This is a genomic window from Bacillus sp. AMCV2 (assembly GCF_056033925.1).
In genome coordinates this window covers 1,715,062-1,738,175 of record NZ_JBVYIB010000002.1, presented here as the reverse complement: position 1 = coordinate 1,738,175, position 23,114 = coordinate 1,715,062, and the positions used below count along the sequence as shown (strand labels likewise).

The following is a 23,114-nucleotide window of genomic DNA, read 5'->3' as shown; positions in this document are numbered from 1 at the left end:
CGCTTCACAGTCAATTGGGCTATTTACTCTTGTCGAGGAGGCATTTCCTCAGGTACATCTAATATAATCATATCTGAACCGATCTTTTGAATATGGTGCCATGGGACACGAATGTCATGACCTTGCTTTCTCAAACCAAACCACTTAACTGTGGGAATGAGGAGTGCTGTAATCTGTCCATCCTGTTCATTGATTTCCAAATCGGTCTGGCCGAGCACTCCGAGCCGTTCAGCTCTTTTGATGTCTACAATTTCCTTCCCTGATAATTCACTGAGCCGCATGTCTGTCACCCCCTTGTACTATGTATGATGAAAGGGATTAAAAAATGCCTGCTCCATTATGGGGCAGGCTTTCCTTTTTAAGACGGCATATTGCCGGAAGGGCTGATAAGTGCTAATGCATAGTCTTCGGTAAACAATTGTCTGGCAAGGCCGTTAACACGCTCTAAGTTCACGGCGTTTAATTCATTGATGATTTCATCTAATGTTTTATGTTTGCCGAGCAGCAGTTCATTTTTTCCGTTTCGGCTCATTTTGCTGTTTGTGCTTTCTAAGCTCAGCATTAAGCTTCCCTTCATTTGCTCTTTGCTGTTTTCCAGTTCTTTCGAGGTAATGCCGTCACGTTTTAATGTGGCAAGGGTTTCTTGAATTGTTTCCGACAGCTGCTGAAGCTGATTTGCACCCGTTCCGCCGTAAATAGTGAGCATTCCGCTGTCCTCATATGAGCTGTGATAGCTGTAAACAGAATAAGCAAGTCCTTTATCTTCACGCACATCTTGGAACAGCCGGCTGCTCATGCTGCCTCCGAGCACATTGTTGAGGACGATTAAATCATAAATACGTTCATGGCCAACCTCTAAGCCTTTAAATCCAAGGCACAAATGAGCCTGCTCTGTTTCTTTTTTTCTCGTCAGTTTTTCCGTGTGGAACTCAGGCTTCTCAAGGCCTGTCGCTTTGCCTTTCGCCTCGTATGACCCGAACCATTTTTCTACATCTTTGATAAAACTGTCAGATATATTGCCCGCTACCGAAATCACCACTCGGTCCGGCGTATAATAATCATGCATGTATTGTCTGAGAGAGTCACCGTTAAAGGAAGCAAGCGTTTCTTCCGTGCCTAGAATTGGGTAGCCTAAAGAATGATTGCCGTAAGTGGCTTTGCTCAATAAATCATGTACAATGTCGTCCGGCGCATCTTCGTACATTTTAATTTCTTCATATACTACATTTTTCTCTTTTTTCAGCTCGTTTTCATCAAACGTTGAATGAAAGAACATATCTGCTAATACGTCCAGCGCGTAATTCGCATGCTCGTCAAGCACCTTTGCATAGTAGCAGGTATATTCCTTTGAAGTAAACGCATTGACCTGTCCGCCAATACGATCAAAAGATTCTGCTATCTCGCGTGCAGATTTTGTGCTCGTCCCTTTAAAGAACATGTGCTCTAAAAAGTGAGAAATTCCGTTTATCTCCGGCGTTTCATGTCTCGAACCTGTGCCGATCCATACGCCGATCGCAACAGAACGGACTGTCGGATTATTTTCCAGCACAATTCTTACACCATTTTGACACGTATATCGTTTAATCAAATTTGTTCCTCCTATTCAAAGACAAGCTGCCTTCATCTGTTACTTCAATAGTCTTGTTTCATCCATTAGTTCAGTGACTGTTCCAAGCGCATATCCTTTGTCTTTTATCTGTGTAATCAGCGCTTCAAGACTTTCCGCCGTAGGGTCAGTCGGATGCATTAAAATCATGGCACCATTATGTATCTTGCTTAACACTCTCGTCTGAAGTACAGACGGAGCCGGCTTTTGCCAATCGATTGTATCAACTGTCCACATGACTGTTCCCATCTGTTTCTCAGCTGCAATGTCGATAACCGCTTTTCTGAAACTTCCGCTCGGCGGAGCGAACCACTTTGGCTTAACACCGATCGTTTGTTCTATTTGTTCATTAGTCTTGTCGAGCTGCTCGGAAATTCTTCCTGTAGTCAGTTTGCTCATATCCGGATGATTGTATGAATGATTTCCGATTTCATGTCCGTCTTTTGCAATCTTCTTAGCGAGCTGTACATTGTTTCTCACCCAATTGCCTTCTAAAAAGAACGTAGCTTTAACCTGGTGCTTTTGCAGAATAGGAAGCATTTTTTCCAAATACTCATTTCCCCATGCCACATTGATTAAAAAAGCCACCATCGGTTTGTCAGGATTTCCTTTATAAATAGGCTCAGGCTGAAGTGACTCAAGATGAACACTTGGTTTTACTTGACTGTACACCAAATCTTTTTCCCGAAACTCACCATGCTGTTTCATTTTTTTATATGATTGTTCAATATTGACCTTTAATCCATTATAGCCTGGAATGCTTTTCCACACTTTATCAATTCTTGCATTCTGGGGCTTAACTTCATACTCCGGCGCTTTTTGAAGCAATTCTTCATATAACGGATCTTTTGACGCCGTGACAGTCACCGTATCTTTTTTCATTGCCCCTATATAATCAAGTGCATGCGGATTTTCCATCATCTCAAATGAGACAAAAAAAAGAAATAAAAAAACGGCAAACGGTACAAATTTTTTGTACATGTTCTGTCCCCCCCTCACCTCACATTATGAAGGAGAAGGACAAGGTAGAACCCGCCTGCTTTTGAAAAGCTTCAAAATAAAGAAGCCGGGTCTCCCAGGCTCCTTTTATGTTTTCATTTAAGATTGTTGTTCTTCTTTTTCTTTCTCTTCACGGAGCACCGCTTTGCGGGATAAATTCACTCGTCCTTGTTTATCAATTTCAGTGACTTTGACAAGAATCTCGTCTCCGATTTTTACAACATCTTCAACTTTCCCTACGCGTTCAAGCGCAAGCTCTGAAATGTGCACCAAACCGTCTTTTCCGCTGAAAATTTCAACGAAAGCCCCGAATTTTTCAATCCGTTTCACTTTACCTAGGTAAAGTTGGCCGACTTCAACCTCTCTAACAAGGTCTTCGATGATTTTTTTCGCTTTTTGGTTGCCGCTTTCATCTGTAGAGGAAATAAAGATTGTGCCGTCCTGCTCAATATCAATTTTAACACCGGTTTCTTCGATGATCTTATTGATTTGTTTTCCGCTTGGTCCGATGACATCGCGGATTTTATCAGGATTAATGGTCATTGTTAAGATCTTAGGCGCATATCGAGAAAGCTCTTTTCTTGATTCGCTTAATGTTGCAAGCATGCTGTTGAGGATTTCCATTCTGCCCTTTTTCGCCTGCTGAAGCGCTTCTTCAAGAATCTCTCTGGAAAGGCCTTCAATTTTAATGTCCATTTGCAGGGCCGTTACGCCTTTTTCAGTTCCCGCTACTTTAAAGTCCATATCCCCGAGCGCGTCTTCCATGCCTTGGATGTCAGTCAAGACAGTGTAATGTTCGCCTGATTTGACAAGACCCATCGCAATACCAGCAACTGGCGCTTTAATCGGTACACCGGCATCCATCATTGCAAGTGTGCTTGCGCAAATGCTTGCTTGAGATGTAGAACCGTTTGATTCAAGCACTTCTGAAACAAGACGGACAGTATAAGGGAAGTCTTTTTCAGACGGAATAACTGGCTCAAGCGCACGCTCACCCAGTGCTCCGTGTCCGATTTCACGACGTCCCGGTCCTCGCATCGGTCCTGTTTCCCCAACGCTGAATTGCGGGAAGTTGTAATGATGCATAAAACGTTTCGACTCTTCGACACCTAAGCCGTCAAGGATTTGCACATCTCCCAGAGCACCTAGCGTACATACGCTGAGGGCCTGAGTTTGTCCCCTTGTAAATAGGCCTGAACCGTGCGTTCTTGGCAAGAGGCCAACCTCTGAAGAGAGCGGGCGGATTTGATCGACACCGCGGCCGTCCGGTCTTACTTTCTCTTCAGTAATCAAGCGGCGAACTTCATTTTTCACCAGCTTGGATAAAATCTGCTTCACTTGCTTGATTGTGTCTTCATCATGTTCTTCATCCTCGAATTTTGCCACAACTGCGTTCTTCACTTCGTTAATGGCATCTTCACGGGCATGCTTTTCATGAACTTGGATGGCTTTCAGCAGATCCTCTTCTGCCAAAGCTTTTACTTTTTCATTAAGCTCTTCATCAATTTCAAAGAGCTTAATTTCAGATTTCTCTTTGCCGACTGCTGCAACAATTTCTTCTTGGAATGCAATCAGGCGTTTAATCTCTTCATGGCCAAACATAATGGCTTCAAGCATGATTTCCTCAGGAACTTCGTCCGCTCCCGCTTCTACCATGTTAATCGCATCTTTCGTGCCGGCAACGACAAGATTGATGTCGCTTTTTTCAAGCTGATCGACTGTCGGGTTAATGATAAATTGATCATCAATGCGTCCGACAGTAACCCCTGCAATCGGTCCTTCAAACGGAATATCCGATACAGAAAGTGCAAGAGATGAACCGAACATGGCAGCCATTTCTGAAGAGCAGTTTTGGTCAACACTCATGACAATGCTGATGACTTGAACTTCATTACGGAATCCATCGGCAAACAAAGGACGGATCGGACGGTCAATTAAACGGCTGGCAAGAACCGCTTTTTCACTTGGACGTCCTTCTCTTTTAATAAATCCGCCCGGAATTTTCCCTACCGCATATAATCTTTCTTCATAGTTTACAGTAAGAGGGAAGAAATCAAGCGGTTTAGGTTCTTTTGAAGCGGTTGCTGTACTAAGTACTGCTGTATCACCGTAGCGGATCATCACAGCACCATTTGCCTGTTTGGCAAGCTGGCCGGTTTCAACAGTTAGCGTTCTTCCGGCCCAATCTATGGTAAAGACATGTTTTTCTTGTCCCATACAATTACGAACTCCTCTCTTCGTTGTGTGAAATAATCAATTACTCCTATTATGAACGAAATGAATTGAACATATCAATGTCAAAGTAGTATGTAAAAGGATTTCAATGATTTGTTATAAGAAATTTCGCTTTAATACGATAAAAAAGCGGGAATCCTCCCGCTTTTTACGATTATCGACGTAAGCCTAGTTTGTTAATTAACTCACGGTAACGAGTTACGTCTTTATTACGCAGATACGTAAGAAGATTACGACGCTTACCTACCATTTTAAGAAGACCGCGACGTGAGTGGTGGTCTTTCTTGTGAGTACGTAAATGCTCGTTCAAGTTGTTAATTGAGTCAGTTAGGATAGCGATCTGAACTTCTGGAGATCCAGTATCAGATTCGTGTGTTTTGAACTCATTGATGAGTTGGTTTTTACGCTCTTGAGTAATTGCCATCCTGTTTCACCTCCAAATCATATTTAGCCCCAGTTACCTAGCAACCGTCGGTGACTTCGGATTGCCAAGCAATGGTTTTAAGACTACGAAAACTATCATACTAAAAATCGCGCCTATATGCAAATATTTTAGAATAAAATTTGTGTGCGTTGCAAGTTATTTCCGCAAATTGCTGAAATAACGGATGGCTTCCTGCTTATCTTTCTCAATTTGCTCAGTTAATTCTTTGATGCCATTGAATTTCCGCTCGCTCCGGATCCGTTTATACCATTCGATTTTTATAGCGGCTCCATATACTTCCTGATCGAAATCAAACAGATTGACCTCGATGGAAGGCTGCTCAGGGCGCTTTTCATAAAACGTCGGCTTATAGCCAATATTGCAAACGCCATTGTAAACAACGCCGTTCACTTCCGCTTTTACGGCATATACACCTGTGGGCGGAACGATATAGCTGTTATTTAAACCGACATTTGCTGTCGGAAACCCGATGGTCCGCCCTCTTTTATCACCATGAATGACAATTCCTTTAATAAAATAAGGCTGTCCAAGCAAGACATTCGCCAATTCAACATCTCCGTTTTGAAGCGCGGTACGGATATACGAAGAACTGATTTTTTTATCCTGCTCCGTCAATTTTTCTACCATTGTGCACCCAGCTTTTCCGTCTAAATCATCCGGCATGGTCTCCATTGTTCCCTTGCCGTATTTGCCGTACGTAAAGTCAAAGCCTGCCACTGCGTGCTGCACATTTAGGCCGATAATATACTGGTCTATAAACTGCTTAGGAGAAAGAGAAGCAAACACTTCATTAAATTTAACGACATACAGAACTTCTGTGCCTAATTGTTCAATTTGGTTTATTTTGTCTTCAAGAGGTGTAATCAGATCCTTTGGTTCCTTATCTCTGCCCAACACGTGAGAAGGATGGGGATGAAAGGTCATCACAGCCAATGTCAGGCCTTTTTCTTCGGCTATTTGCTTCGCTGTGCCGATTACCTTTTGATGCCCGAGATGAACGCCGTCAAAATAACCTAACGCCATCACTGATTTTGCCTGCTCCTCTTTTATTAAATGATGAGGATGTGTCATATGTATCGTCTTCACAGAACGGTCACCTTTTTTCTATTGTTCGCTTTTTTGCATCAATACTTTTGCCGGCTTTAGCAGCCCTTTTTTTGCAGGATGAGGGAAATAGATCGCCAAGCAGGTTCCGGATTCAGTAAAGACGGCAATACGGTCTTCACTTGTCAATTCAGAAAACTGCTCGGGCGTCTCAAGCAAAGCCCCATTTTCTACTTTCTTAGCTAATGTATCACTTATGATCCATTTCGGCAAATGATTGAGCGCACGTTCAATAGGAACTGTATGCTCTTCCACGGTTCCGGATTGGGCCTGTGCTTCGAGCTCATCAAAAGTAAAGCATTCGTCGAGAGAAAAATCTCCGGATGCCGTACGGATTAAATGAGACATATGAGCCGGATATCCGAGCTTTTCTCCGATCATGACCGCCAGCGTCCTTACATAGGTCCCTTTGGAGCAAGTCACTGTAAACCGGAAGCTTGCAGTTTCTCCATGATGTTTAATCTCTGTCGTCAGGGCAATGTCTTCAATGGTTATCATACGTTTCGGACGTTCTACTTCAATCCCTGCTCTTGCGTATTCGTATAATTTTTTGCCGTTTACTTTTACAGCGGAATACATGGGCGGAATTTGTTCTTGTTTCCCCTTTAAACTGTTTAAAACCTTTTCTACATCCGCTTTATCAATGTCGTGATTGACAGGCTTTGTTTCCACCTTTTCTCCGGTTTGATCCTCTGTTGTGGTTGAAAAGCCAAGCGTTATTTCTGCATCATACGTTTTAGATTTTTCTGTTAAGTATTCGACTATTTTTGTCGCTCTTCCTACACAAATCGGAAGCACGCCTGACACTTCCGGATCGAGCGTTCCTGTATGTCCTACTTTTTTTGTTTTTAACAGCTTTCGGATCTTCATGACACAGTCGTGCGATGTCATGCCAACAGGTTTATGTAAAAGGAGAACTCCGTTAACCATTTGCCTTTCACTCCTTCTTTTGAGCTTTTTTCTTTTAAACGAAGAAAGAGGACAGACGATATACGCCTATCCTCTCATTTTTTATTCAGATGGTTTCTCTGAATGTAATTCGTGAATCAGTGTTTCGATCCGATTTCCGTAATCGATTGATTCATCGAACTCAAATTCAATTTCAGGCGTTTTTCGAAGTCTGATGCGGCTGCCGATTTCGGATCGGATAAATCCTTTCGCTTTTGCCAGCCCTTTCAGCGCTTCTTCCCGTTTTTTCTCGTCACCGAGAACCGAGATATACACCTTTGCAATTTGCAAATCACCTGATACACGTACATCCGTTACTGTCAGAAAACCAATTCTCGGGTCTTTCAGCTTGCGGCTGATAATATCACCGAGTTCTTTTTTCATTTGCTCGCCGACACGGTTTGCTCTCATACTCAATTCAATCACCTCTAAGTTAAAACCACTCTGTCCTAGTGATCGTCCGTTCAATTTCAGGAAAAGAATCGATAAACGCTAGGACGCGCTGCAGTTCTTTTTCTGTTTGAACGCGAGAGGAAGAAACAGCGGCGATTCCGAAGCTGGTTCTTTGCCAGGTGTCCTGATAGCCAATCTCCGAAATCGAAACATTGAACTTGTTTTGAACCCTGGTTAAAACCCGCTTCAGAACGGCACGCTTTTCTTTTAGCGATCCTGCATCATAAATGATGCATTCACACTCCGCAAATCCGATCACGTTCTTTCAATTTCTTGCATGACAAACGCTTCAAGGATGTCACCTTCACGAATGTCATTGTATTTCTTAATTGTAATACCACATTCATAGCCTTGTGAAACTTCTTTCACATCGTCTTTAAAGCGTTTCAGAACATCTACTTCGCCTTCAAAGATGACGACGCCGTCACGAATTAAACGGAGGCCGCTGTCGCGCGTAATGGTTCCTTCAGTAACATATCCGCCGGCAATTGTACCGATTTTAGATACTTTGAATGTTTGGCGTACTTCTACTTGACCAATTACTTTTTCTTCATATTCAGGATCAAGCATACCTTTCATGGCAGCTTCAATCTCGTCGATTACTTTGTAAATGATACGGTGAAGTCGAATATCTACATTTTCAGCTTCAGCCGTACTCTTAGCATTTCCGTCCGGTCTCACATTAAACCCAATAACAATTGCATTGGAAGCAGATGCCAAGATAATGTCAGATTCAGTAATCGCACCAACGCCTGTATGGATGATTTTCACTTTAACGCCTTCTACTTCAATTTTTTGAAGCGCAGCCGTTAAAGCTTCAGCAGATCCTTGAACGTCAGCTTTTACGATGAGGTTGATGTCTTTTACATCACCTTGCTTAATTTGCTCGAATAAATCATCAAGACTGAGCTTCGCTTTATCGCTGCGCTGCTCTTCAAGCTGTTTCGAAGCACGGGCTTCACCGACAGAACGAGCTGTTTTTTCATCCTTAAAGACAAGGAATTGGTCTCCCGCTTGAGGGACATCATTCAAACCGGTAATTTCAACCGGAGTTGACGGGCCGGCAGTTTTCACACGGCGGCCAATGTCGTTGACCATTGCACGGACACGGCCAAATGTATTGCCGACTACGATCGGATCACCGACATGCAGTGTTCCAGTCTGTACGAGCAACGTCGCAACTGACCCTCTGCCTTTATCGAGTTCAGCTTCAATAACCGTTCCTTTTGCCTGACGGTTCGGATTCGCTTTCAGTTCCTCTACCTCACTGACAAGCAAAATCATTTCAACGAGCTCATCAATGCCTTTTCCAGTTAAAGCAGAAAGCGGCACAAAAATGGTTTCTCCGCCCCAAGCTTCAGGGACAAGTCCATATTCCGTCAGTTCTTGCATCACACGGTCAGGGTTTGCGGATTCTTTATCTATTTTATTCACAGCTACGATGATTGGAACCTCTGCTGCTTTTGCATGGTTAATCGCTTCAACTGTTTGCGGCATGACACCGTCATCGGCAGCTACGACAAGAATCGTAATATCAGTTACTTCTGCACCGCGTGCACGCATTGTTGTAAATGCGGCGTGGCCCGGTGTATCCAAGAACGTGATTTTCTTGCCGTTCTCTTCAATTTGATAAGCGCCGATATGCTGAGTGATTCCGCCTGCTTCTCCTTCAACAACCTTTGTTTTACGGATGCTGTCAAGAAGCGTTGTTTTCCCATGGTCAACGTGGCCCATGATTGTCACGACAGGAGGACGAATTTCAAGATCCTCTTCATTATCAGGCTCTTCGTATTTTTCCAGCTCTGTTTCTTCAAGCACAATGACCTCTTCTGTTTCAACACCATATTCTGATGCAATGAGTTCGATTGTGTCTTTATCAAGCTCTTGGTTAATGGTTGCCATTACGCCAAGAAGCATCAGCTTTTTAATGATTTCTGAAGGCTCTTTGCCAAGCTCTTCAGCAAGTGCGCCAACTGTTAAAGTGCCAGAGAATGTAATTTTCTCAGGAAGCTCTTTTTTCGGTTTTACAGGCTTTTGCTGATGTTGGTTTTTATTGTTGTTGTTGCGTTTATTTTTTTTGTTGTTGTTATTCTTCTTGTTTTTGTTAAATTGATTATTCTGCACGTCATTCTTCTTTCCGTCTCGAATTTTATTTGGTTGATTTCCAGCTGATTGCTGATTAACCCCTTGTGGCTGTTTGTTTTTGTTCGTTTCTGCTGGCTTTTGAGATTTAGCAGCTGCGCCGCCTTTTTTATATTTGGCATCAAGCTTTTTAATGGCCTTTTCTTCAAGCATGGCCATGTGATTATTCACTTCTAAATCCATGTTCTTCAGTGCGGTCAAAATTTCCTTACTTGAAACATTTAACGCTTTTGCATATTCGTATACTCTCATTTTAGCCATTCGTTCACCCCCAAAAATATTAATCGAGCAAGCTGATCAGCTTATTCGCAAAACCTTGGTCAGTGACGGCGACAACGACACGGGCTTCTTTACCGATAGAACGTCCAAGAACCGCGCGACTCTCGACTTTTTTATAAGGGACTTTATAATAATTGCACTTGTCAGTTACTTTTTTTGCTGTGTTAGATGATGCATCCTCTGTAAGCAGGACAAGCTTTGCACGCGCATTCCTGATTTCTTTTATTACCAAGTCTTCGCCTGACACGACCTTACGAGCTCGATTGGCCAGACCCAGCAAGGGAAACCATTCCATTCCAGACATTTTATTTTTTCACCTTTTCCGCCAGTTCCAGCAATTCATCGAAAATCTGGTCATCGATTTGTGATTGAAATTGATTTTGCAAAGTGTTTTTCTTTTTTGCTGCTAAGATGCACTCTTTATCCAGCGTTAAATAAGCACCCCGCCCGTTCTTTTTTCCGGTCGGGTCTACTGAGATTTCGCCTTCTTTCGACCGTACAACTCGGATCAGTTCCTTTTTAGGCTTCATTTCACCAGTCACTACACATTTGCGTAATGGGATCTTTTTGTGTTTATTCACCTAAAGTCACCTCTTATTCATCCGATTCAGCAGTTTCAGGCTCCGTAAAGAGCGGCTCATCATCTTCTTCAAGTTCTCTCGGATAGATTCCAAGTTCTCTTGCGTCCGTTTCGCTCTTAATATCAATCTTCCAGCCTGTCAGTTTAGCAGCTAAGCGTGCGTTTTGTCCTCTTTTGCCAATTGCCAGAGACAGCTGGTAATCAGGAACAATAACAGTTGTCGCTTTTTCTTCTTCATTAACAATGACATCAAGCACTTTGGAAGGGCTGAGCGCATTCGCGACAAATTCTACAGGATCACTGGACCAGTTGACAATGTCAATTTTTTCACCTTTTAATTCATTGACGATTGCTTGCACACGCTGGCCTTTAGGCCCTACGCATGAACCGACAGGATCCACGTCAGGATCATCTGTGCGAACAGAAATTTTTGAACGGTCGCCGGCTTCTCTGGCAACAGATTTTAGCTCGACAGTTCCATCATAAATTTCAGGCACTTCAATTTCAAACAAACGCTTTAACAGGCCTGGATGTGTTCTTGACACATAAATCTGCGGGCCCTTCGTTGTTTTTTCTACTTTTGTGATATATACCTTAATGCGGTCATGGGGCTTGTAGCTTTCATTCGGCATTTGCTCATTAACCGGCAGCAAGGCTTCTATTTTGCCTAAAGACACGTAGATAAATTTATTGTCCAGACGCTGGACGATCCCTGTCATGATGTCTTCTTCACGGTCGATAAATTCAGAATAAATCACACCGCGCTCAGCTTCGCGGACACGCTGTGTGACGACCTGCTTTGCTGTTTGAGCAGCTATGCGCCCGAAATCCTTAGGTGTAACTTCGATTTCGACGACATCGCCGACCATATATTCCGGATGGATGCCCTGCGCCTCTTCAATTGAGATCTCTAATCTCTGGTCGTACACTTCGTCAACGACATCTTTTCTTGCAAATACACGGATGGAGCCAGTTTCACGGTTTAGATCCACCCGTACATTTTGCGCTTGATTAAAATTCCGCTTATAAGCAGAAATTAACGCAGCTTCGATTGCTTCGATGATAATTTCTTTACTGATGCCTTTTTCTTTTTCAAGAATCGTGAGAGCATCTAATAATTCACTGCTCATTTAACGGTCTCCCCCCTTAAAACATTTGTATTCATTAGAATGTAACAGCTAATCTTGCATTAGCTATCTTTTCATACGGAATATTGATCCGTTTCTTTCTTGTTTTGATCGTGATCTCAACTGTCACTGTTTGTCCATCAAATTCAGCCAGTTCACCTTCAAACACTTTTACGCCGTCAATAGGCTCATACGTCTTAATGTATACGTTTTTTCCTAGTGATTTTTCGAAATCGGCTTTTTTCTTTAGCGGACGCTCAGCTCCTGGAGATGAGACTTCAAGAAAGTAATTTTGGCTGATTGGGTCTGCCTCATCAAGCTTTTCGCTTAAAGCTTCGCTTACTTTGGCACATTCCTCAATATCCACACCGTCATCGGAATCAATAAACACGCGAAGGAACCAGCTTTGGCCCTCTTTGACAAATTCAATGTCAACGAGTTCCAGCTGAAGGCTGTCTACGATTGGCTGAGCCATTTCTTGAACGGTGTCAGTCACTTTTTTGCTCATGTTCTTCCTCCTTGTGCTGTCGATCTCATATTCGTCTCGTCACTCTGCATAAAAACCCTGCTTCAAAAGAGCAGGGGCTAAAAAGTAAACGATGAACATGTCGAGACAAAATTCTCCTGTTCAATACAAAAGAGCGGGTTTCCCCACTCTTTGCCTCGGTAATCGTTAGCATTTCCAATAAAACTATACCATAACCATATTTTTATTGCAAATGGATATACGCTTACCTTCATACCTAAGCAAGTGACAGAAACTCTAATATTACGATGGCACTTTTTGCGCTTATGTATGCATAGAAGCAGAATTTCTGAGAAATTCTGCTTTCCATATTAGAACAGTGACAATTGGTTTTGATCAGGCAGTGACTCCAGACAGCCATGGCGATCTAAGTACTCTAAAATCGTTTTTGATACTTTCCCTCTCTTTTGCAAATCTTCTTTTGAGAGGAATTCGCCTTCTTCACGAGCTTTTACAATGTTCAAAGCAGCGTTCGTCCCTAACCCTGGAATAGAGTTAAACGGCGGAATAAGACTGTTGCCGTCAATAATAAACTCTGTGGCGCTGGAGCGATATAAATCGACTTTTTGGAATGAATAGCCTCTCTCACACATCTCAAGCGCTAATTCTAAAACAGTCAGAAGGTTCTTTTCCTTCGGTGAAGCGTCAAGTCCTTTAGCGTTTATATCCTCCATTACCGCTCTGATTGCTGTAGAGCCCTTGATCATTGTATCAATATCAAAGTCATCTGCACGAACGGTAAAATAAGCCGCATAATACAAAAGAGCATGATGCACTTTAAAGTAAGCAATGCGGACTGCCATTAAGACATATGCCGCGGCGTGGGCTTTCGGGAACATGTATTTAATCTTTTTACAAGAATCAATATACCAGTCTGGGACATTGTTATTTTTCATTTCTTCTTCCCATTCAGGCGTTAATCCTTTTCCTTTACGCACGAATTCCATGATTTTAAAGGCAAGGGACGGCTCAAGGCCTTGATAGATTAAATAAACCATAATGTCATCACGGCAGCCGATAACCTCACTCAGCTCACAAATATTATTGTGGATGAGCTCCTGTGCATTGCCAAGCCATACATCAGTTCCGTGAGACAAGCCTGAAATCTGAACGAGCTCAGAAAAAGTGGTCGGCTTTGTATCTTCAAGCATCTGCCGGACAAATCGGGTTCCGAATTCAGGAATTCCAAGAGTGCCCGTTTTACAGCCAATCTGTTCTTCAGTCACACCGAGTGATTCGGTTCCCTGGAAGATCTTCATCACTTCAGGATCATCCGTCGGAATTGTTTTCGGATCTATTCCGCTTAAGTCTTGAAGCATCCGAATAACAGTCGGGTCATCGTGTCCGAGAATATCAAGTTTTAACAGGTTGTCATGGATGGAGTGGAAATCAAAATGAGTCGTTTTCCACTCTGAACCTGTGGCATCTGCCGGGAACTGGATCGGTGAAAAATCATAAATATCCATATAATCCGGAACTACGATAATACCGCCAGGGTGCTGTCCAGTTGTACGTTTTACACCCGTGCATCCCTGCACGAGCCGATCTATTTCGGCACCGCGCATATGAAGATTGTTGTCTCCGGCATAGCCTTTTACATAACCATAAGCTGTTTTTTCTGCCACCGTGCCTATTGTTCCCGCACGATATACATTGTCTTCTCCGAACAATACTTTTGTGTAATTGTGTGCTTGCGGCTGATATTCCCCTGAGAAGTTCAAATCGATATCAGGTACTTTGTCCCCTTTAAATCCTAAGAACGTTTCAAATGGAATATCATGGCCGTCTTTTTTCAAAGGCGTTCCGCAATGAGGGCATGTCTTGTCAGGCAGGTCAAAACCAGAACCGACAGAACCGTCATTAAAGAACTCAGAATGCTGGCACTCAGGACAAACATAGTGCGGCGGCAGCGGGTTTACCTCAGTAATCTCAGTAAGTGTCGCAACTAATGAAGATCCTACGGAACCACGGGAACCAACGAGATACCCGTCATCTAGTGAACGTTTTACAAGTTTGTGAGAGATCAAGTAAATAACAGCAAATCCGTGGCCAATAATACTCTTTAACTCTTTTTCAATCCGCGCTTCGACAATTTCAGGCAGCTCTTCCCCGTAAATGCTTCTTGCACGCTGATAGCTCATTTCTCTGATCTCTTCATCAGCGCCTTCGATTTTCGGCGTATATAAATCATCTTTAATCGGCTTGATGTCATCAACTAAAGAAGCAACCTTTTGGGTATTGGTGACTACGATCTCCTTCGCTTTTTCTTCACCTAAGAAAGAAAAAGCTTCAAGCATTTCGTCTGTCGTTCTGAAATGCACTTTCGGCAGTTCATGCCTATTCAGCGGATTTGCCCCGCCTTGTGAGGATATTAAAATCTTTCTGTAGATTTTATCCTCATCATTCAAGTAATGAACATTTCCCGTCGCAACAACCGGTTTATTAAGCTTTTCCCCCAGCTTCGTGATATTCGCAATAATTTCTTTCAGCGCTTTTTCATCACGGACCAGTTCAAGCTCCAGCAAGTGACGATACACTTCAGGCGGCTGAACCTCAAGGTAATCATAGAATGACGCGATATCTTCCACCTCTTCAGGCGATTTTTGCATCATTCCCTCAAAAACCTCTCCCCTGTCACAGGCAGAACCGATCAGAAGCCCTTCCCTGTATTTCTCAAGCTGAGATCTCGGAATACGCGGCACTCTGTAAAAATAATGAATATGAGAAAGTGACACAAGCTTAAATAAATTTTTAAGTCCCGTGCTGTTCACGGCAAGTAATGTTGCATGATACGGTCTTGATCTTTGATAAGCATTGGACTGACCCATATTTTCATTCAACTCATCATGGTACTGAATGCCTTTTTCAGCTGCGTCTTTCAGCATTTTCAGAAGCAAATAAGCGGTTGCCTCAGTATCATAGATCGCACGGTGATGCTGTGTGAGTTCGATATCAAACTTTTTACAAAGTGTGTTCAACCGGTGATTTTTAAATTCCGGATAGAGAAAACGTCCAAGTTCAAGCGTATCAATGACTGGGTTTTTAGCTTTATCGACTTCAAGAAGCTTTTTATAGGCTACATTTAAGAATCCCATATCAAAACTTGCATTATGAGCGACAAGGATATCATCGCCAATCCATTCTCTGAAATCTCTTATTACATCTACGACATCCGGAGCGTCTTGTAGCATATCATCAGTGATCCCTGTCAGCTCTATGATTGTGGCGGAAAGCGGACGATGCGGGTTCGCAAACGCCTCAAATTTATCAATAATTTCTCCGCCTTTTACTTTTACTGCAGCCAGCTCAATAATGGTATCGTATACAGCAGACAATCCTGTCGTCTCAACGTCAAAAACAACATATGTTTCTTCTTCGAGCAGACGATGTGCGGCATTATAAGCAATTGGCACGCCATCATCCACGAGATTCGCTTCCATCCCGTAAATCATTTTAATTCCATGCTTTTTGGCCGCAGAATACGCATCGGGGAAGGATTGAACGACAGCATGGTCGGTCAAAGCGATGGCCTCATGTCCCCATTTTTTCGCCTGTTCGACAAGCTTTCCGATACCCGTAACAGCATCCATTTGGCTCATTGGGGAATGAAGATGCAATTCCACTCTTTTTTCTCCTTCAGGTGCTGAATCTTCACGGATTTTTGCTTTTATTTCGTTTACGTCATTTGCGATCATGACAAGGTCTCTGACAAATGTATCATTTTGAATGCTTCCGCGTGCTTTTACCCACATTCCTTTTTTCAGAGACTTCATCAGTGCCGCATCTTCTTTTTCACGTGCAAACATTTTGATCAAAATACTATTTGTATAGTCTGTAATTTTGAAGATACACAGCGTGCGCCCGCTCTTCAGCTCGCGCGTCTCCACATCAAACACATAACCTTGGACCGTAATTCTCCGTTCTTCGTCCATGATGCTGTCAAGTGTCCGGATTTCTTCGTTATCTTTAATTTGATAACCGATAACAAGAGGACCAGATGGTGCTTGGTCTTCATCACTTTCTTTATCTTTCTTCTCCATTTCAATCAAGGCCTGCATAGCCCGCTCTTGGTCTTCTGCAAGCTTTTGCTCCCGAAACTTTTGAACTTCCTGCTCGGATACAAATATTTCAGCATCAAGCTGAAGATCCGGAAAGCCAAATTGACGGTAGCCTGCTTGTATCATGGAACTGTATTTATTCTTTAGCGCAGCCGCTTCTGTATCCGTTTTGGTTTTGACAATCAGTTTATTGCCCTTCAGCTTCGGTTTTTGCTGGTTTAAAAGACTGATAATCGGCGGCGAAATGCCCTGCAGTTCTTCAATGCAGCGTGACCAGTAGTCTTGAACAATACTTTCACTGACCTCGGCATCCTGAACTTCAATTGAAGATGTCACTTTTGCTATGTGGGCAAACGATTGCGTCAGCCTCGTTGTTAATGTGTCATATATTTGAAAAGGCAGCAAAGATTTAAATTGAAAATGAAAATGCCAAGACTTAGAAGCTTTGTGAATTGTCAGCTTTTTAATCTCGCCATGTTCAAAGTAGGTCATGAAGGTATCATCTGTCATATTAATCTGCTGCAGAAGAATTTGAAACTGCCTTCTGTTTACTGATAACTGTTCCATTAAGACAGTATCCCTCCCTAAAAACATCATAAGTGAAGGTACCTCAGGCAATGAGGTACCTTCTATTATTTCTATTTTAACATGTTTTTTGATAAATCGTTATGGTGATTACTGCTTGCTGATAAACGCAGATAATTCGTCTACTGAAATCTCAGTTGACTCACCTGTTTGACGAATTTTCACTTCGACAATTCCTTCGTCAGCCCGTTTTCCGACAGTGATGCGGATTGGAAGGCCGATTAGATCTGAATCAGCGAATTTTACGCCGGCACGCTCAGCACGGTCGTCATAGAGCACTTCATAGCCTTCTGCTTTTAAATCGGCATACAGCTTTTCAGCAAGCTCTCTTTGCCCATCGTTTTTCATGTTCAATGCAAGAATATGAAGATCGTACGGCGCAACGCTTTTTGGCCATATTAATCCTTTTTCGTCGTGATGCTGTTCAGCAATAGCAGAAAGCGTTCTTGACACACCGATTCCGTAACAGCCCATCAGCATTGGCTGCGCGCGTCCGTTTTCATCTAAATATGTCGCATTCATCGCTTCTGAATAGCGTGTTCCGAGTTTAAAGACTTGTCCGACTTCGATTCCCTCAGCAAAACGGATCGTTCCCTTGCCGTCTGGTGAAGGATCACCTTCTTTAATAAAACGAAGATCAGCAAATTCTTTAATTTGCGCGTCACGATTCACATTGACATTTTTATAATGATAATCTCCTTCATTTGCCCCGGCAACAGCATTGACCATTGCTTTCACAGCTTGATCAGCATATACTTCCACATCCTGATGAATACCGACAGGGCCTACAAAGCCTGGCTCTGTTCCGAGCTGCTGAATGACCTCTTCATGTGTGGCAAGCTCTACAACTTCTGCATGAAGCAAGTTTTTCACTTTAATATCGTTAACTTCATGATCCCCTCTTACAAGCACTAAGACAAAACGGTCATCAGCTTTAAACAATACTGACTTAATGCACGCTTCAGCCGAAACCTGCAAGAACGCAGTCAGTTCTTCGATTGTTTTCACGTTAGGCGTATGAACCTTCTCTAGAGCTTTAGGCTCTTCATCTGAAGGAACTTCCTGGTGAAGAACTTCAGCCATCTCGATATTAGCCGCGTACTGTGATTCATCAGAATACGCAATCGTATCCTCTCCGATCGCAGAAAGTGCCATAAATTCGTGCGTATCCTTTCCTCCCATTGCGCCTGAATCAGCGATAACAGGTCTTACATTAATGCCGCAGCGGGCAAAAATATTAGAATAGGCCTCGTACATTTTTTGATACGTTTCATCCAGGCTCTCTGCAGATGCATGGAAAGAGTACGCATCCTTCATAATAAATTCGCGGCCTCTTAACAAACCGAAGCGAGGACGTTTTTCATCTCTGAACTTAGACTGAATTTGATAAAGAGTCAGAGGGAGACGCTTATAAGATTTAACCTCATCGCGAACAAGCGAAGTGATAACCTCTTCATGCGTTGCCCCTAAAGCAAATTCACGGCCATGACGGTCTTTTAGTCTCATCAGTTCGGGACCATACGTATACCATCTGCCTGATTCCTGCCATGTCTCTGCCTGCTGCAATGCGGGCATAAGCATTTCTACGGCATCAATTTTCTCCATTTCCTCTCGAACAATCTGCTGAATGTTTTGAATCACCTTATACGCAAGAGGCATATAGCTGTATACCCCGCTCGTATTCTGTCTGATAAATCCTGCTCTCAGAAGAAGCTGATGACTTTTTGCTTCGGCATCAGCTGGAACTTCACGGAGCGTAGGAATAAGCGTCAAGCTTTGTCTCATTTCTTCGCACCTCTGATTGATTTACTTTTCGTTTACAAAAACAGCCGCTGGATATCGTTCCATGTGACAACCAGCATAAGAAGCATTAGAAAAGCTACTCCGATAAACACAACAAATGCTTCTTTTTCCCTGTTAATCGGTTTGCCCCGAATTGCTTCAATAAATAGAAACAACAGTCTTCCTCCGTCAAGTGCCGGAATCGGAAGCAGGTTGACAATCCCAAGGTTAATGCTTAAAAACGCCGCAAACTGAAATAAGTTCACGATCCCTGTTTTCGCCACTTGGTCTGTCATATCATATATGCCGACAGGACCTGACAGCATATCGAGTTTAAATTGGCCTGTTACTAATTTGCTCAGATTGGTTAAAATCGCTTTGGTGACATCAACTGTTGATGTCGCGCCGTAAGCAACCGCTGAGAGTACGCCTTTTTCAGTCGGCGCATAGGAACCGAAACGTCCGATTGTTTTTTTGTTCTCATCTTTAACAGCTTCCGGAGTCACTGAAATATGAAGCGTTTTGTTATCTCTTTTTACTGCAACGTCCATTTCTTTCTCCGGGTTTTCTTTTACAGCGGAGACAATGTCAGTCCAAGACCTCATTTTCTCTCCGTTAATGCTTTGGATATAATCCCCTTCTTTTAACCCTGCTTCAGCCGCCCGTCCATTGTCTGTCAACTGCCCGAGCATAGGTTCATTTGACGGTACGCCTTGAATCAGCCCAAGCATCACTAAAATGACGTAAGCTAAAATAAAGTTCATAATCGGCCCTGCAGCAATTGCTTTAATCCGCTGCCACACAGGTTTGGAACCAAATTGGCGATTATACGGCGCAATCTGCACTTCTTCTCCATCTACAATAAAAAAGGATGTTTCGCTGACAGTAAAGCTGGAAAGTTCGTCCTCTTTCCCCTGTTCATAACCGGTGATCTTCATGTCATGCTCTAGATCAGCTGTTTCCACTTCAATGACTAAAGCATCCGGATATTTTTCCTTTTGATTGATGATGACTTTCTCAACTTGATCTTCTTTATTAAACAGAAGCCCGACCGTGTATCCGGGTTTCACCTCAATCATTTCCGGATCTTCGCCGGCCATACGAACAAATCCGCCGACCGGAAGCAGCCTGATCGTATAAACTGTTTCATTTTTTTTGAAAGAAAAAATCTTTGGACCGAAGCCGATCGCAAATTCACGGCAGAGAATTCCCGCTCTTTGGGCTAGCAATAAATGGCCCAGTTCATGGAAGAAAACGAGCGTTCCGAAAATAATGATAAACGCTATAACTGTATTCACGAACATACCACCTTATGTGAGTATTGAATTGACGTATCCCCGGGTATCTTTGTCCACTTCTTGAATGTCCGCCAGGCTCGGTTTTTTCAGTAATTGATGGCGGGTTAGTGCCTTTTCGATACAGTCTTCAATAGCCAAAAACGGTATCTTGCCAGCTAAAAAGGCAGCGACAGCTACTTCATTTGCTGCATTTAGCACTGTCGGCATTGTTCCTCCTATTTTACCTGATTCAAAAGCAAATTGTAAGCATCGGAACCTGTCAAAATCAGCTTTCTCAAAATGAAGGCTGCCGATTTCCCATAATTCAAGCCTTTTCGCATCTGGTAATGGCAATCGGTCAGGATAAGTGAGCGCATATTGAATGGGGACTCTCATATCCGGAGTTCCGAGCTGTGCGATCACACTTTTATCATGGAACTCAACCATTGAATGGATGATGCTCTCCTTATGTAAAACCACATCAATTTGTTCATAAGGTATATCGAAAAGCCAGTGTGCCTCGATCACCTCTAATCCCTTATTCATCATTGTAGCCGAATCAATTGTAATTTTTGCACCCATTGACCAGTTTGGATGTTTTAATGCATCTTCAACTGTTACTGATTCGAGCTCCTCCCGTGTCTTGTCCCGAAAACTTCCGCCGGATGCCGTAATGATGAGGCGTTCAATGTTTTTAGCCTGTTCGCCTTGAAGAGCTTGAAAAATGGCTGAATGCTCACTGTCAACAGGCAGCAGCGGAACATCATATTTCTTAGCATGTTCTTTTACTATATGCCCTGCAGTGACAAGAGTTTCCTTATTTGCAAGCGCAATTGTTTTTTTCTGTTCAATTGCCTTTAACGTCGGGATAAGACCGACGCTTCCAAGCAAAGCGTTGACAACAATGTCAACCTCCTCCATCACTGCTGCTTCTATCAGTCCTTCTTCTCCCAGCCCAATTTGGCATTCAAAAGAAAAAGACATTTGTTTTAATTTATGATATGTATCCAGATCACCGACAGAGACAAACTTCGGCTGAAAGACCTCAATCATTGGAACGGCCTTATCAATATTTCTGCCAAACGACATAGATACCAGCTGAAATTGATCTTGATGTGCACGCAGTACATCAAGAGTCTGTTCGCCGATTGATCCTGTTGCTCCTAAAAGACAAATATTTTTCAAAGTTGCCACTACTCCTATTCTTATTGCTGCGTGATCAGTCTCATATTCATATTAGACTTTTTTATGAAAAAAGGGCAAGCAGAAAGTACAAGAAAGGCATGACAAACAAGAAACTGTCAAAACGGTCTAATATACCGCCATGCCCGGGAAGAATATTCCCAGAATCCTTTACATCGTAATGTCTTTTCAACGCGGATTCCACTAAATCTCCCAGTTGTCCAAAAACAGACAAAAACAGCGTGATCAACAGCAGATAGATATACGGGATCGGAAGTTGTGCAACAAGCTGAAAAATCGTCGCCAATACAAGTGCGATGACAATTCCGCCTGCAAACCCTTCCACTGTTTTATTCGGACTGATTTCAGGCCACAGTTTCCGCTTCCCAAGCGATTTACCGACAAAATAGGCACCGGAATCGGTGGACCAAATGACAACACACGCATAAAAAATGTATGTTAATCCGTATTGGTCAAGATTTCTGATTTCGATAAAATAATGAAAACACATTCCGATGTAAATTGCTGCAAGCGTAATAAACCCGACTTCATCAAAAGTAAAGGTGTTCTTGACCAACACTGTGTAAGTCAGCAATAGCAGTACCGCAAATAAAGCGATTTCCATTTTGGAAATTCCGTCCGCTTCAAAAAACGAATACTGGCTTGGCAATAAGAACATCCACAATAATAAAAGGCCGATCAAACCCGGCAGTGAAACCAGCTTCAGCTTTTTCATCCGTAAAAGTTCAAAAAGCGCCACACTGCCCATAGCATAAATTAATATGGTGAACGGCAATTTCCCGACAATAACCAAAAATAAAAATACAATTGCTGCCAGAACACCTGTCAAAATTCTTTGTTTCATGTCCACCATCCTCTAAATTCCGCCAAACCTCCGGCCTCTCTGCTGAAACTCTCCTAACGCCTGCAAGAAGTGATCTTCTTTAAAGTCAGGCCACAAGACGTCAGTAAAGACAAATTCACTGTAGGCAACCTGCCATAGCATAAAATTACTCAGCCTTATCTCGCCGCTCGTTCGAATTAAAAGTTCAGGATCCTGCAAAGATTCAGTCATCAAATAAGTAGAAAAAAGCGATTCATCAATGTCTTCAACATTCAAAGAGCCTTCCTTCACTTTTTCCGCGAGTGATTTTGCAGCACTGACAATTTCAGTACGGCCTCCATAGTTAAGAGCAAAATTAAGGATCATTCCGTCGTTTTGCGCCGTGTCCTGTACAGCTTTTTCAATCGCACGTAATGTGTGCGCCGGCAAAGCCGTTTCATCCCCAATGATCCGAACCTGTACATTTTCCTCAACAAGCTCTGGAAGATACGTATTCAAAAATTCTTCCGGAAGCTTCATTAAAAAATCGACTTCCATTTTCGGTCTTTTCCAGTTTTCTGTTGAAAATGCATACAATGTCAGTACTTTGACACCTAATTCGTTTGCGAGCTTTGTGGTCCTTTTTACCACCTTCATCCCTTCATGGTGGCCTGCAATTCTGGGAAGAGAGCGTTTTTTAGCCCAACGGCCATTTCCATCCATGATAATGGCGATGTGTTCGGGAATTTCTCCCTTAAGTATGTCTTCTTTTGTATAACGTTCTAAGTTGGAAGCCGCAGTTTGCTGATTCTTCCAATTTTTGAGTATGTTGAGCATGAGATTCCTCCGTCACCCAAAAAGGTTACATTCCCTGCTGATAATCAATGTAATCAACAGTATTAACAAAAAAACCCCCTGTAAACATGAGAGGGTCTTTTCACTATTATCTATTGTACATAGTTT

20 protein-coding genes are annotated in these 23,114 nt (G+C 42.7%); all 20 read right to left on the bottom strand.

Annotated elements, in window-relative coordinates; all coding sequences use genetic code 11:
- Positions 1–23: 23 nt before the first annotated feature.
- The gene (locus tag AC0OMA_RS09165; protein WP_003231890.1) at positions 24–281 is read right to left on the bottom strand and encodes a YlmC/YmxH family sporulation protein; all 258 of its coding nucleotides are present in this window, start codon (positions 279–281) and stop codon (positions 24–26) included.
- Positions 282–358: 77 nt separating this feature from the next.
- Positions 359–1,588, bottom strand: a complete 1,230-nt coding sequence (locus AC0OMA_RS09160; RefSeq protein WP_003245717.1) for a M16 family metallopeptidase — start codon at positions 1,586–1,588, stop codon at positions 359–361.
- A gap of 39 nt (positions 1,589–1,627) precedes the next feature.
- Positions 1,628–2,587 carry a polysaccharide deacetylase family protein gene (locus tag AC0OMA_RS09155; RefSeq protein WP_015383683.1) on the bottom strand — a complete coding sequence of 320 codons (960 nt, stop codon included), beginning with the start codon at positions 2,585–2,587 and terminating at the stop codon, positions 1,628–1,630.
- A 117-nt stretch (positions 2,588–2,704) separates the two neighbouring features.
- On the bottom strand, positions 2,705–4,822 hold the full coding sequence (pnp, locus tag AC0OMA_RS09150) for a polyribonucleotide nucleotidyltransferase (RefSeq protein WP_003231897.1): 2,118 nt from the start codon (positions 4,820–4,822) through the stop codon (positions 2,705–2,707).
- Positions 4,823–4,994: 172 nt separating this feature from the next.
- A complete protein-coding gene (gene rpsO / locus AC0OMA_RS09145) occupies positions 4,995–5,264 on the bottom strand; it encodes a 30S ribosomal protein S15 (protein ID WP_003220957.1) in 270 nt (89 codons plus the stop codon).
- A 156-nt stretch (positions 5,265–5,420) separates the two neighbouring features.
- Entirely contained in the window at positions 5,421–6,371 is a 951-nt protein-coding gene (ribF, locus tag AC0OMA_RS09140) for a bifunctional riboflavin kinase/FAD synthetase (RefSeq protein WP_474222053.1), read from the bottom strand.
- Between the two features lie 18 nt (positions 6,372–6,389).
- On the bottom strand, positions 6,390–7,319 hold the full coding sequence (gene truB, locus AC0OMA_RS09135; protein ID WP_181219171.1) for a tRNA pseudouridine(55) synthase TruB: 930 nt from the start codon (positions 7,317–7,319) through the stop codon (positions 6,390–6,392).
- Between the two features lie 81 nt (positions 7,320–7,400).
- On the bottom strand, positions 7,401–7,754 hold the full coding sequence (gene rbfA, locus AC0OMA_RS09130) for a 30S ribosome-binding factor RbfA (protein ID WP_009967251.1): 354 nt from the start codon (positions 7,752–7,754) through the stop codon (positions 7,401–7,403).
- Positions 7,755–7,770: 16 nt separating this feature from the next.
- On the bottom strand, positions 7,771–8,049 hold the full coding sequence (locus AC0OMA_RS09125) for a DUF503 domain-containing protein (protein WP_003231905.1): 279 nt from the start codon (positions 8,047–8,049) through the stop codon (positions 7,771–7,773).
- Positions 8,046–10,193 (bottom strand): translation initiation factor IF-2, encoded by a 2,148-nt coding sequence (gene infB / locus AC0OMA_RS09120; protein ID WP_047182617.1) that lies wholly within the window; start codon positions 10,191–10,193, stop codon positions 8,046–8,048. The genes AC0OMA_RS09125 and infB overlap by 4 nt, the downstream gene beginning before the upstream one ends.
- A gap of 19 nt (positions 10,194–10,212) precedes the next feature.
- Entirely contained in the window at positions 10,213–10,515 is a 303-nt protein-coding gene (locus AC0OMA_RS09115; RefSeq protein WP_003220946.1) for a YlxQ family RNA-binding protein, read from the bottom strand.
- Position 10,516: 1 nt separating this feature from the next.
- On the bottom strand, positions 10,517–10,792 hold the full coding sequence (gene rulR / locus AC0OMA_RS09110) for a glucose-induced regulator RulR (protein WP_009967250.1): 276 nt from the start codon (positions 10,790–10,792) through the stop codon (positions 10,517–10,519).
- A 13-nt stretch (positions 10,793–10,805) separates the two neighbouring features.
- Positions 10,806–11,921, bottom strand: coding sequence for a transcription termination factor NusA (gene nusA / locus AC0OMA_RS09105; protein ID WP_003231912.1), 1,116 nt, complete (start codon positions 11,919–11,921; stop codon positions 10,806–10,808).
- A gap of 34 nt (positions 11,922–11,955) precedes the next feature.
- Positions 11,956–12,426, bottom strand: coding sequence for a ribosome maturation factor RimP (gene rimP, locus AC0OMA_RS09100; protein WP_003231915.1), 471 nt, complete (start codon positions 12,424–12,426; stop codon positions 11,956–11,958).
- A 329-nt stretch (positions 12,427–12,755) separates the two neighbouring features.
- Positions 12,756–17,069: a PolC-type DNA polymerase III gene (locus tag AC0OMA_RS09095; protein WP_015483232.1), complete on the bottom strand. Its 4,314-nt coding sequence runs from the start codon at positions 17,067–17,069 to the stop codon at positions 12,756–12,758.
- Between the two features lie 108 nt (positions 17,070–17,177).
- Positions 17,178–18,872, bottom strand: coding sequence for a proline--tRNA ligase (gene proS, locus AC0OMA_RS09090; RefSeq protein ID WP_015383678.1), 1,695 nt, complete (start codon positions 18,870–18,872; stop codon positions 17,178–17,180).
- 32 nt (positions 18,873–18,904) lie between these two features.
- Positions 18,905–20,173, bottom strand: a complete 1,269-nt coding sequence (rseP, locus tag AC0OMA_RS09085; RefSeq protein ID WP_010886508.1) for an RIP metalloprotease RseP — start codon at positions 20,171–20,173, stop codon at positions 18,905–18,907.
- 6 nt (positions 20,174–20,179) lie between these two features.
- A complete protein-coding gene (gene dxr / locus AC0OMA_RS09080; RefSeq protein ID WP_003245155.1) occupies positions 20,180–21,331 on the bottom strand; it encodes a 1-deoxy-D-xylulose-5-phosphate reductoisomerase in 1,152 nt (383 codons plus the stop codon).
- A gap of 61 nt (positions 21,332–21,392) precedes the next feature.
- Complete coding sequence (gene cdsA / locus AC0OMA_RS09075) at positions 21,393–22,202, bottom strand: phosphatidate cytidylyltransferase (RefSeq protein ID WP_003231924.1); 810 nt, start codon at positions 22,200–22,202, stop codon at positions 21,393–21,395.
- A gap of 3 nt (positions 22,203–22,205) precedes the next feature.
- Positions 22,206–22,988: an isoprenyl transferase gene (locus tag AC0OMA_RS09070; protein ID WP_121591803.1), complete on the bottom strand. Its 783-nt coding sequence runs from the start codon at positions 22,986–22,988 to the stop codon at positions 22,206–22,208.
- Positions 22,989–23,114: the final 126 nt, after the last annotated feature.